This is a genomic window from Herbaspirillum sp. B65 (genome assembly GCF_000333555.1).
In the GTDB taxonomy this organism is placed as follows: domain Bacteria; phylum Pseudomonadota; class Gammaproteobacteria; order Burkholderiales; family Burkholderiaceae_D; genus Herbaspirillum; species Herbaspirillum rubrisubalbicans.
Map to the genome: position 1 here is coordinate 1 of NZ_BADI01001147.1, position 11,408 is coordinate 11,408.

At 63.9% G+C, this 11,408-nt stretch carries 11 protein-coding genes and 1 pseudogene; 5 read left to right on the plus strand and 7 right to left on the minus strand.

The window, feature by feature from the left end:
* The coding region (locus I5W_RS27205) for a filamentous hemagglutinin N-terminal domain-containing protein (protein WP_044531610.1) at window positions 1-904 on the minus strand (904 nt) is incomplete at its 3' end.
* 36 nt (window positions 905-940) lie between these two features.
* Window positions 941-1,063: pseudogene (locus I5W_RS34345) on the minus strand (ESPR-type extended signal peptide-containing protein); the annotation flags it as partial.
* 249 nt (window positions 1,064-1,312) lie between these two features.
* Between I5W_RS34345 and I5W_RS27210 the strand changes: the two are divergent.
* Window positions 1,313-2,974 carry a ShlB/FhaC/HecB family hemolysin secretion/activation protein gene (locus I5W_RS27210; RefSeq protein ID WP_083893642.1) on the plus strand — a complete coding sequence of 554 codons (1,662 nt, stop codon included), beginning with the start codon at window positions 1,313-1,315 and terminating at the stop codon, window positions 2,972-2,974.
* A 73-nt stretch (window positions 2,975-3,047) separates the two neighbouring features.
* Here the strand turns inward: I5W_RS27210 and I5W_RS32685 are convergent, their stop codons facing one another.
* Window positions 3,048-3,203 (minus strand): hypothetical protein, encoded by a 156-nt coding sequence (locus tag I5W_RS32685; protein ID WP_017452837.1) that lies wholly within the window; start codon window positions 3,201-3,203, stop codon window positions 3,048-3,050.
* A 301-nt stretch (window positions 3,204-3,504) separates the two neighbouring features.
* Here I5W_RS32685 and I5W_RS27215 point away from each other — a divergent pair, with 301 nt between their 5' ends.
* Both I5W_RS27215 and I5W_RS27220 read left to right on the plus strand, forming a co-directional pair.
* A complete protein-coding gene (locus tag I5W_RS27215; protein WP_044531611.1) occupies window positions 3,505-4,479 on the plus strand; it encodes an NAD(P)H-dependent flavin oxidoreductase in 975 nt (324 codons plus the stop codon).
* A 404-nt stretch (window positions 4,480-4,883) separates the two neighbouring features.
* Window positions 4,884-5,153 carry a hypothetical protein gene (locus I5W_RS27220; RefSeq protein ID WP_044531612.1) on the plus strand — a complete coding sequence of 90 codons (270 nt, stop codon included), beginning with the start codon at window positions 4,884-4,886 and terminating at the stop codon, window positions 5,151-5,153.
* A 46-nt stretch (window positions 5,154-5,199) separates the two neighbouring features.
* Here the strand turns inward: I5W_RS27220 and I5W_RS27225 are convergent, their stop codons facing one another.
* The gene (locus tag I5W_RS27225) at window positions 5,200-5,895 is read right to left on the minus strand and encodes an alpha/beta fold hydrolase (protein ID WP_044531613.1); all 696 of its coding nucleotides are present in this window, start codon (window positions 5,893-5,895) and stop codon (window positions 5,200-5,202) included.
* Window positions 5,896-5,978: 83 nt separating this feature from the next.
* Window positions 5,979-7,139: an MFS transporter gene (locus tag I5W_RS27230; protein WP_044531614.1), complete on the minus strand. Its 1,161-nt coding sequence runs from the start codon at window positions 7,137-7,139 to the stop codon at window positions 5,979-5,981.
* A 269-nt stretch (window positions 7,140-7,408) separates the two neighbouring features.
* Between I5W_RS27230 and I5W_RS27235 the strand changes: the two genes are divergently transcribed.
* Together I5W_RS27235 and I5W_RS27240 are read left to right on the plus strand one after the other, a co-directional pair.
* A complete protein-coding gene (locus I5W_RS27235; protein ID WP_017452832.1) occupies window positions 7,409-8,008 on the plus strand; it encodes an HD-GYP domain-containing protein in 600 nt (199 codons plus the stop codon).
* An 87-nt stretch (window positions 8,009-8,095) separates the two neighbouring features.
* Window positions 8,096-9,304 carry a YbfB/YjiJ family MFS transporter gene (locus I5W_RS27240; protein ID WP_044531615.1) on the plus strand — a complete coding sequence of 403 codons (1,209 nt, stop codon included), beginning with the start codon at window positions 8,096-8,098 and terminating at the stop codon, window positions 9,302-9,304.
* 77 nt (window positions 9,305-9,381) lie between these two features.
* On the opposite strand, the gene hisC is transcribed toward I5W_RS27240, so the two are convergent.
* Both hisC and I5W_RS27250 read right to left on the minus strand, forming a co-directional pair.
* Window positions 9,382-10,470 (minus strand): histidinol-phosphate transaminase, encoded by a 1,089-nt coding sequence (gene hisC, locus I5W_RS27245; protein WP_044531616.1) that lies wholly within the window; start codon window positions 10,468-10,470, stop codon window positions 9,382-9,384.
* 133 nt (window positions 10,471-10,603) lie between these two features.
* The coding region (locus I5W_RS27250) for a LysR family transcriptional regulator (RefSeq protein ID WP_374702160.1) at window positions 10,604-11,408 on the minus strand (805 nt) is incomplete at its 5' end.

An 11,408-nucleotide genomic window follows, 5' to 3' on the forward strand; every position in this document is an offset into this window, starting at 1 on the left:
TGATGGTGCCGCTGTTGCTGAGCGCGCCGCGAACCTCCAGACGGGTGTGGCCGCGTGCAGCCAGGGTGCCGGTGTTCTCCAGGCGACCGGCAGCCGTGACGATCAATTCGGTGTCAGCGACCAGCTTGCCGCCGTTGTGCGCCCCCACCCCCTGTTCGGTGGCCATGAGGTAGATGTGGCCGGCATACATGCCGCCCAGATGCGCGACGTCGATGGCGCGTAACGGTGTCGCATCCAGCGGCGCTACGCCAGGTACCACCTGTTCATGATCGGCACTGACCGCATTCAAACCGGTGCTGACCTTGACTCGGTTGGCCCACAGACCGGCATTGATGCGCACCGCACGCGCAATCAGGTCGGCGTAGTCGGCGCTGCCGGCCTGCATCCCGTCACCTTCGATGGAGAGCACGCCGCCGCCGACGCGATAACTCTCCAGGCTGCCTTGGTGGATGATGGGTGTACCGGTCGTCAAGGTCACGCGCGGTGCATTGATGAAGCCGCAGCCGGCACAGGTGATGCCGGCCGGATTGGCGATGATGACCTGGGCCTGATGGCCCGCCACCTCGATGAAGCCGCGCAGATAGCTGGGATCGGTCGCGTTGATCTGGTTGACGATGACCCGGGCGCCACCGCCGGCCAGCCGCGGATTGCCGGCGATATATCCGGCCAGTCCGGTCTTGCTGGCGCTGCCGGCATTGTTAAGGATCACGCCCCGCGCATCGACGTCGAAGCGGCGATAGCGGTTCACCGACAGACCGCGGGCATTGGGTTGCTGGATGTTGACCACCGGCACGCCATTGCCACTGCTGAGGACGCTAGCCTGTTGCGTCGGCGGGGCGTTGCGGTCGATCAGGATCTGCGCATGGACCACGCTGTGCCAGGCCAGTGCGAGGGCAATACTCAACCTCAATGCCGAACATCGCCCCGCACCTGACACCATCCTCCGAGCGGCACTGCGCGTGCCGCTCACGGCCTTGCCACTGATGACGGACGCCCTTTCTGCCACGGCCACCAGCATTGACCTATGACGATTGAAGACCAAGCGATAGCACTGCCGATTCATAGGACGCCCCCGTCGATGATGTTAAACCGGCGGATGCCGATTCGATTCGAGGGGCAGTCTATTTTTTGGAGGGAAATTTAAAAATCAGAATTCTCTGATTTTCAGGGAAGAGATAAAACGAGACATTGCGATGGCCTCATTTTTCTAACTATTTCATCGCCCACGGCACAGCTACTTTTGCCGGATGACATAAAACTTATGAAACCACGACATTGGCTCTCTCCCCTCTTGCTTGGCCTGGCAAGCTGCTTGCCTTATGCGGCAACCTCGGCGCAATCCATCGGCATCCATCAGGAACAATTACAGCGTGAACGGGAACGTATCTTGCGCCAGCAATTGGAACTGACACCCTATGTGGTGAATCCGGTTTTTCCATCGACGGAGGCAACGCCGCTTTCCTTCCCGGAAGAGGAGCAGCCTTGCAGTCGGATCGATGCGCTCGTCCTGCAAGGCAAAGCTGCGCAAGACTTTCAGTTTGCTCTCAGCGAAGTCCGGCAGCCGGCCAACGAAGGTGGCGCACTGGGCCGTTGCCTGGGCGGCCGTGGCATACAGATGGTGATCGCTCGCGTACAGAGCGCCATCATCGAACGTGGCTTCACGACCACCCGGGTGCTGGTGCAGCCGCAGGACCTCTCCAGTGGCACGCTGGTGCTCACGCTGGCGCCGGGTCGGGTGCGCAAGCTGCGCATGGCCGAGGATGCCGATCCGCGGGGCACGCTCTTGAATGCCCTGCCGCTGTCGGAGGGCGACATCCTCAACTTGCGCGCCATCGAGCAAGGTCTGGAAAACCTCAAGCGCCTGCCCACGGTCCAGGCCGATATCCAGATCACCCCTTCGCAAGAAGCTGATGCGCAAGATGGCGATAGCGATCTGGTGGTGCAGTATCAGCAGGCATTGCCGTTTCGGTTCTCGAGTTCGCTCGATGATGGTGGGACACGTGCGAGCGGTCGTTACCAGGCTGGCGTGACATTGACCTATGACAATTGGTGGACGCTCAACGATCTCTTCTACGTCAGCCTCAACCGCAGTCTTGGTCGCTATGGTGATCGTGGCAACCGCAGCCATACCGTGCATTACTCGTTGCCCTTCGGTGACTGGCTGCTGTCGGCCACCAGTTCGGCCAGCCGGTATCACCAAACCGTGGCCGGCGCTTTTGAGCCGGTGCGCTACAGCGGAGAAAGCGAGAGCGGCGAACTGAAATTGTCGCGGCTGGTGCAGCGCGATGGCAGCAGCAAGACCAGCCTGGCGGGCAAGCTCTTGCTGCGCCGCTCCTTGAACTTCATCGATGGGATTGTTCTGGGACCACAACAACGGCGCATGTCGGCCTGGGAGTTGAGTGTGCATCACCGGCATTTCATCGGATCGGCGGTGCTGGAAGGGAACCTGGGCTATCGGCGCGCCCTGGATCGTCAAGGCCAGGAGGCCCAGGATGCACTGGACCTGCCGCAGATCGTCAGCCGTTACGCTCTGTGGCTGGCCGATGCTGCATGGAATGTGCCCTGGCAATGGGGCGACGCCAGGCTGCGTTACAGCGGGGCCGCACGCGCCCAATGGAACCGGGGTGGCGTGCCGACCCAGGACCAGTTCGCCATTGGCGGACGCTATACGGTGCGCGGTTTCGATGGCGAGCTGACGCTACAGGCCGAACGCGGCTGGCTCCTGCGCAATGAAGTGGCGCTGGCCTTGGGCGCGAGCGGACAGGAGATCTATGCCGGTTTCGATACCGGGGCGGTAGCAGGTGCGCTGACGCAGAACCTGACTGGCCGCCGCTTGAGCGGGGTGGTGCTGGGGTGGCGCGGCAGCCTGGACAAGCTCGGCTACGAGCTCTTCGTGGCCACGCCATTGGCCCGTCCGGCAGGATGGGCGAGCGCCTCGGTGACGGGGGGCTTCAACCTGCAATGGACGTATTGAAGACGACAGAACAGAAGCGGCCGCCACCAAGGTGGCCTCGGGCGGCCTCGAACAGCGCGTGGCGGCAGCAGGACTACTGCTGGCGATAACGCCGCAAGCCCCGCACCGGCAGCTTGCTGGTTTCGATCAGGTTCTTCCTCAATGCACGCTTGTGCAGCACCGCGCCCCCGATCAGTGCGACGGCGGCCAGGATGATGATGAGAACATTGATGAGATCAAAATTTTGCATGATTCCCCCCTATGACAAAAAACGACAATGAGGACGACAACGAAAGCCGGGCTGGCCCGTGCCGACTGAGCCGGTCCGCAAAGCGCCCCCGGTAGCGCTTGCGTGGCCTGTGGTTGCGCCCGGCTGGTGAAAACCAGGCGCCTGTCCAGGCTAGACAGTAAATCATATAAATAATTTCCTGAATATTTCCCGTTCGCGCAACAAAAAGCACGACCGTTATATTTTTGTCGCCTTTTACCCTATAATCGTCCGACAAAAGCGGCCCTGCGCCTTGATAGAACGACAACCACGAGAGACGACCATGCCATCAGCACCTGCTTATCCCCAGGCACTGCAAGATTTGCGCCTGCCCATCATTTGCTCGCCCATGTTCATCGCCAGCGGTCCGGCGCTGGTGGCGGCCCAGTGCAAGGCCGGGCTGGTCGGCTCGTTTCCGGCGCTCAATGCACGGCCGGCCGAGCTGCTCGATACCTGGCTGAGCCAGTTGCAGGAAGAACTGGCCGAGTGGCAACAAGCGCATCCGCAACGCAAGGTCGGGCCGATCGCGGTCAACCAGATCGTGCACCAGTCCAACGACCGCCTGGCCCAGGACGTGGCCACCTGCGTGAAGCACCAGGTGCCCATCATCATCTCCAGCCTGCGCGCACCGCCCAAAGAAATGCTGGACGCGATGCACAGCTATGGCGGCATCGTGCTACACGATGTGATCTCGCTGCGCCACGCCGAAAAAGCGCTGGAAGCCGGGGTCGATGGACTGATCCTGGTGGCCGCCGGGGCGGGTGGTCATGCGGGAACGCTCTCGCCCTTCGCGCTGGTGGGCGAGGTGCGCAAGATGTTCAAGGGGCCGCTGGTGCTGTCCGGGGCCATCGCCACGGGCGATGCCGTGCTGGCGGCGCAGGCCATGGGCGCGGACTTCGCCTACATGGGCTCGCGCTGGCTGGCGACCCGGGAATCCAACGTGGATGAGGCCTACCGCCAGGCCATCGTGGAGTCGACTGCCGCCGATGTGGTCTACACCAACCTCTTCACCGGCGTGCATGGCAACTACTTGAAGAAGTCCATCGTCAATGCCGGACTCGATCCGGACAACCTGCCCGAGGCCGACAAGAGCAAGATGAACTTCGGCTCCGGCGGCGGCAGCAAGGCCAAGGCCTGGCGCGATATCTGGGGCGCCGGCCAGGGCGTGGGCCTGATGCAAGACGTGCCCAGCGTGGCCGAGATGGTGGACCGGCTGGAAGCCGAATATCGCGCAGCACGTGCCCGGCTGGCGCTGTGAGAGGCGCGGCGGGCTCATTGATGAGCTTGCCCCCTCGACGCAGTCACCAGCTCATCAATAGCATCAGTAAAACTAAGTAAAAGGGCGGGCCACGATAGGGGTCCGCCCTTTTCTTTTCACTGCAAGCGCGCCAAGTGGCCGGGAACGCGCCCAGTCCTGGCCAGTCCAAGCGACGCATCCTCTCGCTTGATGAGAGCCCCTGGACCCCGCCTGTACGAATCCTCTGTCGGACAAAACCTTATTTTTTCACGCACTTTGTAACGGACGGCACTTCTGATGCCCGGCTCGGTCGTACCTGTTCGCTTTGTGCATTCGCAAGGCGGCCAGTAGTGCTGTGGCCACTTTCACACGGCATCGCCCTGCGGCAAAAGAAGAGTCAACCATCCAATGCGAGGACCCTCACCATGACCAGCTTCCTGAGAACCAGAAAAGATCGTCATCCCAAACACGACAAGCCCCGTCTGCCGCATGAGCAGGACCAGAACGTAGATCGCCAGGATCCCGCGCGCAGCGGCCACCAGGTCGAGCGCCCGGAGATACGCCAGGCCTATGACGACATCCGCAAGGGCCAGGTCGATACCGACCTGCGCGGTACCGGCGGACTCGACGAAATCAACAAGGGAGCGGGCGGACGCGCCGCAGGGGCGCCGCCTAAGGAGCTGGATGAAAGTTAATTCAGCTAAATGATTTACGCGGACTGGACACGCCCAGCGGACGGCCTCACAGGCCCGAGCGGATGATCCAGTCCGAGACGATACTGAACAATGCTTCCGGCTTCTCCATCGGCGTCATGTGACCGCAGTCGCCGATCACTTCCAGGCGCGCCTGCGGTATCTGGCGCGCCATCTCTTGCGACTCTTCCACGCTGCGCAACTTGTCCTGGTCACTGCTGACGATGAGCACCGGGCAGCGCAACTGTTGCAGGTCTTCGGCATTGCTGTCGCGCAAGGTCTGCAACTGGCGCAGGAACACCTCCTTGCCATTGGCCAGCGCCATGGCTTGCAGCCGGTCCAGCAGCGCACGCTCCTGACTGCGCGCCGGGTGTAGCGAAGAGGCCAGCGCGCGCGAGGTCAAGCCCTTGAAGGGCGTGCGCTGGGCCAGTTCGATCTGGGCCAGCGTGCCTTGGGATTCGCGCTCGGTCTGCGGGCGCGAAGAGGTATTGAGCAAGCCCAGGCCGAGCACGCGCTCGGGTGCCTTGAGCGCCATGGCCTGGGCCACGAAACCACCCATCGAAAATCCGAACAGGACGAAGCGCTCCGGTGCCTGGCGCAGCACGGCGTCGGCCATGGCCTGGATGCCGACGTCCTGGCCGAGATCGCCAAAGTGCAGCGCGCCCAGGGTGGCCAGATCGTCCCGCATGTCGTCCCACAGGTGTTCATTGAGCATGAAGCCCGGCAGCAGGACCAGGTTGCGCATGGTGTGTTTTCCTTGCATCGGTAAGTCGAAAAGAGGCGTCATTGTAGGGCGCTACGGCCACTCTTGCAGGCCATGCCGCAGAACTACTGGAGCCATTGCGCGCGGCGGCTGGAGCCGGACATGGCCAGGCACAGCACGCCCAACAGTGCCAGCGCCGCCTGCAAACCCCAGCCATGGGCCAGGAAGCCGAACAGCGGTGGGCCGATCAGGCTGCCGCTATAGCCCAGCGTGGCCACCGCGGCCAAGGCGCTGGAGCCATGCCGGCCCGCCGCGCTGAAGACGAAGGGAAATACCGCCGCCACCCCGGTACCAGCAATGGCAAAGCCGAGGATGGCCCACACCATGCCCGGCGCGGCCACCGCCAGGGCCATGCCGGCGCTGGCCACGAGCGTGCCGATCCACACCACGCGACGGGCGTCGTAGCGCGCCTTCAAGCCATCGCCGACCATGCGCATGATGAGCATCATGCCGGCAAAAGCGGCGTAGGCCAGCGGGGTAGTGCCGTCGCTGGCGCCGATGTGGTCCTTCATGTAGATGCCGCTCCAGTCGGCTACCGATCCTTCGACGATGGCGCCGCAAAAGGCGATCACGCCCAGCACCACCAGGTGTCCATGGGGCAGGGCAAACAGTTTGCGCTCGGGATCGTGTGCAGGACGGTCATCGGGCAAGGCGCCATAGCCGGCATAGAGCGGATAGAGAAACAGCGCGGCCACCAGCAGGAAATGCCAGATCGGTGCGATGCCCATGCCGGCCACGGCGCTGGCGGTGAGGGCGCCGGAGAAGGTGCCCACGCAGAACCAGCCGTGCAGCATGGACATGATGGGCCGTCCGGCATCGCGCTCGGCCTGCGCGCCCAGTGCATTGATGGCCACGTCGAAGCAACTGGAGGCGGCGCCATAGACGGTGCAGACCAGCATCAGGGTCCACAGCTTGGGCGCCAGCCCCAGCAGCGGCAGCGACACCAGCAGCGCCAGGCCGGCATACAGGCTACTGTGGCGCGCACCATAATGGCCGGTGATCCAGGCCGCCAGCGGAAACGAGCCGACCGCGCCGATGCCGCCGCACAACAGCACCAGAGCCAGGGTGGCGGCATCGAGTTGCAGGTGGTCGCGGATAGCAGGAATGCGAGCGGCCCAGGTGGCGAAGACCACTCCCAGCAGCAGGAAAAACCAGGGGATGGCAAACTTGCGCCAGATCAGGCGCGGCGGAGAAGGGAAACGGGAAATGGACGGCTTGGTTGTCATCGATAAGTCATGAATGTAAACTGCGCATAATCATTTCTTTCCTGAAATGAATTTCAGTATTGCAAACCGCCATTATCCGACAACCGGGAACGCGCATCGCCATGCGCGGTCGGACCAGCGGCATGGGCTGCCCCTCGGGTGGCCATTCAGAGGTCGATGGATTGCAAAGGTTCACGGTGGGCGCCAGCTCTGCTGCCGGCGGCACCTTTGCGCCCCAGCTCTGAGCGATCATGCACGCTGCCAGCGGCTGCAATCTCGCAGGGACAGAAATGCCAGTTTCGGAACAGAACAAGATCTATCAGGAAATCATCGATGCATTGATCGCCATGCATCGGCTCACTGACGGCTATACGCCCAACCACGAAGACCAGACCGCCGAGCTGGCCGTGATGATAGGCCGCCACCTGAACTTGCCCCGCGGGCGCATCGATGTGCTGCACATGGCGGCCCAGGTGCATGACATCGGCAAGGCGCGCATTCCTCTGGATCTGCTCACCAAGCCGGGCCGCATCACCGCCGACGAATATGGCGTGCTCAAGACCCATGTGCAGTTCGGCTACGAGATCCTCAACAAGATCAGTTTCCCCTTCAACCTGGCCGAGATCGTCTGGTGCCATCACGAGTATCTGGACGGCAGCGGCTATCCGCGGGGCATCGGCGCCGAGGCGCTGCCCTTGGAAGCGCGCATCCTGACGGTGGCTGACATCGTCGAATCGATGTCGGCCGACCGTCCTTATCGCAAGTCGCTGGGCATGACGGTGGCCCTGGAAGAAATCCAGCGCCAGAGCGGCAGCCGGCTCGATCCCATGGTGGTGGACGCCTGCGTGCAGGTAGTCAAGCAGCAGAACTGGCGCCCCCTGGCCAACTGAAGCCTTCACGCCAGCCCTGCTGGCTGCGGGCAGCTTGGGCTACACTGGGCGCCACAACGACACCAAGACCGCTCGGAGACATCCCCCATGACCAGCACTGCTGCGCATGTGCCCTCGCCTTTCATCCGGCGCCATCCCATCCTGACGGCCCTGGCGCTATCGCTGGGCACGGCGGTGGCGCTGGGCCTGGCGCGCTTTTCCTATGCCCTGCTGCTGGCGCCCATGCGCGCCGACCTCGGCTGGCCCTACCTGGTGGCCGGCGGCATGAATACCGGCAATGCCCTGGGCTACCTGCTGGGCGCCTTGAGCACACCGCTGCTGATGCGACGCTTCCAGGCCCATCGTGTCTTGATCGCGGGCGCCTTCGGTACCGCGCTGCTGTCCTTCCTGCCGGCGCTGACCACCGACACGCTGTGGCAGTTGCTGCTGCGGATAGTAACGGGTGTGACCAGTGCCTTGATCTTCGTCTCGGGCGGACTGCTGGTCAGTCGCCTGGCCGCGCTGCACGCACAGCGCGCAGGATTGCTGCTGGGGCTGTACTACGGTGGCACCGGGATCGGCATCGTGGCCGCTTCCTTGCTGGTGCCACCGGTGATGCAGGCGGCCGTGGCCCAGGGCGCGCCCCATCCGTGGCAATGGGCCTGGGTGCTGCTGGGCAGCCTGGCCCTGGTGGCGAGCGTGGGCATGGCCTTGCCGGCGCGGCTGATGCCCACTGCGCCGGCGCAGGCCAAGGGCGCGCGCCATTGGCGCCCACGCAGCCTGGGCTTCGGGTTGGTCGGCTATCTTTTCTTTGGCTTGGGTTATATCGGCTACATGACCTTCGTCATCGCCCTGCTCAAGGAAGAAGGCATGTCCGCCTCGCGCATCACGCTGTTCTTTGCGTTGCTGGGTGCGGCCACCTTTGCCTCCTCGCGTATCTGGGCGCCGATGCTGGATCGCTTCCGCGGCGGGCAATCGCTGGCCATCCTCAACGGCCTGCTGTGCCTGGCCACCCTGTTGCCGGCCCTGACCGCCGAACCGCTGGCGGTGTTGGCGTCGGGCTTGCTGTTCGGTGGCTGCTTCCTGTCGGCGGTGGCCTCCACCACGGCCATGGTGCGCCATAACCTGCCCCCGGCGGATTGGCCAGCAGGCATCAGCGCCTTCACCATCATCTTTGCGGTGGGGCAGATCATCGGGCCGTCCATCGTGGGATGGATCGCCGATGGCGCCGGGGGCCTGCAACGCGGCCTGGTGTTTTCTGCACTGATGCTGCTGGCAGGCTCGCTGGTGGCGTGGCGGCAGCGGCCACTGGGATGAAGCAGGACGCTTGAAACAGCGCAGACTGGGTCTGTACGCCGCTTGACGTTTTCTGCACATCGGCCCGCAACGGTCGCTCAGGCGGGTTGCTGCCCCAGATGTCGGCGCAGGGCGTCGACCAGCGTGGCGCAATCCGCATCGGTGCCGATGGTGATGCGCAGGAATTGCTGGATGCGCTCGCTCTTGAAGTGACGCACGATGATGCCGTCGCCGCGCAGCGCTGCAGCCAGCTCGGCTGCGTCATGCCGGGGATGGCGTGCAAAGACGAAGTTGGCCGCCGACGGCAGCACCTCGAAGCCCAGCCCCTCCAGTTGCGCCACCAGCGCGGTGCGGCTGGCGATGACCATGCCGCAGGTCTGCTGGAAGTAATCTTCATCCTCGATGGCAGCTGTGGCGCCGGCAATGGCGGGGCGGTCCAGCGGGTAGGAGTTGAAGCTGTTCTTGACGCGCTCCAGCGCATCGATCAGGTCGGCATGGCCGATGGCGAAACCGACCCGCATCCCGGCCAATGCGCGCGACTTGGAGAAGGTCTGCACCACCAGCAGGTTGGGGTAGCGCTGCACCAGCGGGATGGCGCTCTGGCCACCGAAATCAATATAGGCCTCATCGACCACCACTACCCGCTGCGCATTGCCCTGCACGATGCGCTCGACGTCTTCCAGTCCCAGCAGGCAGCCGGTGGGCGCATTCGGATTGGGGAAGATGATGCCGCCGATGGCCTCGCCATGGCCCAGGTAATCCTCGGGGCGCAGCGTGAAATCCGCGCTCAGCGGCACGGGGCGGTACTCGACCTGATACAGGCCGGCATAGGTCGGATAGAAGCTGTAGGTAATGTCCGGGAACAGGATCGGCTTGCCATGTTGCAGCAGGGCGTGGAAGGCGTGCGCCAACACTTCGTCGGAGCCATTGCCCACGAACACTTCGCGCGCGCTGATGCCGTCGGCGGCATGACGGCGGGCGATGGCCAGCTTCAGTGGTTCGGCATCCGGGTTGGGATACAGGCGCAGGCTGTCGTTGACCTCGGCGGCGATGGCCTGCAGCGCCAGGGGCGAAGGGCCATACGGGCTCTCGTTGGTATTGAGCTTGACCAGGCGCGCGAGCTTGGGTTGTTCGCCGGGGGTGTAGGGCGTCAGGCGGCTGACGATGGGGCTCCAGAACTTGCTCATGAGAAATCGACCCGTGCCGGGCCACACAGAATTGAGGGAAAGCGCAGATGGTAGCAAACTTGCCGCCCCTGGGCGGGCTGCGCGGCAGAAATCTCAGAAATAGGGGCGGTAGCGCGGTCGGCGCGATTGCTGTTCAGGCTGCAGTGACGGCGGTAGCGGGCTGCTGCTGAGCAGGGAAATGGCGCGCCGGGCGATCTCGGGCGGCAGGCCGATCAAGTCCTGGCAGGCGCGTTGCAGGGCGGCCAGTGAGGCAAAGCCGGCGGCCGCAGGCTCGACCCCGGCATCTTCCATCCAGCACGGCGTGCAGCGGCATGTGGCTGGGATAGGTGACCCAGCGATAGCCGGCCAGCGCGGTCAGCCCCATGTGCTTGGCGCGCGGGCGCGGATGCTCGCCCGAGACCACCACCGAGAGCGGCTCTTCCGACAAGGGTTGGTAGTGGTACTTGCCAGGATGGTCTGACACGCTGGCGCGCGCCACCAGCAAGTCCAGATGGCCTTCGTCCAGCAAGCCCAGCAATTGCACGCTGGTGTCTTCGACGATGTCGATGGACAGTTCGGGATGACGCCGCTGCAAGGCTTCCACGGCCGGCACCACCAGTTCCGGCAGCGCACCCATGACCGCCCCGATGGCCAGCCGCCCGCCGCGCCCGGAGCGCAGCTGCGCCATCTCCTCGCACAGCGATCCCAGGTCGGTGGCCATCAAGCGCGCATAACGGATCACGCAATGGCCGAACTGGTTGGGGATCAGGCCGGACTTGGTGCGCTCGAACAATTGCGCATCCAGCATCGATTCCAGCTCGGCCAGCGACTTGCTGGCCGCCGACTGCGTCATGGCCAGGGCACTGGAGGCCTTGTGCAGGGATTGGTGGTCGTCCAGGGCGATGAGCAGTTGCAACTGCTTCATGCGCAGACGGGACAGAGACTGTTCAAGCTTTGCT

Bases quoted from the DNA above. Each gene is read 5' to 3' on its own strand.
- I5W_RS27225 (WP_044531613.1), bottom strand. From the start codon at position 5,895: ATGCGCAACCTGGTCCTGCTGCCGGGCTTCATGCTCAATGAACACCTG.
- hisC (WP_044531616.1), bottom strand. From the start codon at position 10,470: ATGAGCAAGTTCTGGAGCCCCATCGTCAGCCGCCTGACGCCCTACACC.
- I5W_RS27235 (WP_017452832.1), top strand. From the start codon at position 7,409: ATGCCAGTTTCGGAACAGAACAAGATCTATCAGGAAATCATCGATGCA.
- I5W_RS27220 (WP_044531612.1), top strand. From the start codon at position 4,884: ATGACCAGCTTCCTGAGAACCAGAAAAGATCGTCATCCCAAACACGAC.
- I5W_RS27240 (WP_044531615.1), top strand. From the start codon at position 8,096: ATGACCAGCACTGCTGCGCATGTGCCCTCGCCTTTCATCCGGCGCCAT.
- I5W_RS27215 (WP_044531611.1), top strand. From the start codon at position 3,505: ATGCCATCAGCACCTGCTTATCCCCAGGCACTGCAAGATTTGCGCCTG.
- I5W_RS32685 (WP_017452837.1), bottom strand. From the start codon at position 3,203: ATGCAAAATTTTGATCTCATCAATGTTCTCATCATCATCCTGGCCGCC.
- I5W_RS27230 (WP_044531614.1), bottom strand. From the start codon at position 7,139: ATGACAACCAAGCCGTCCATTTCCCGTTTCCCTTCTCCGCCGCGCCTG.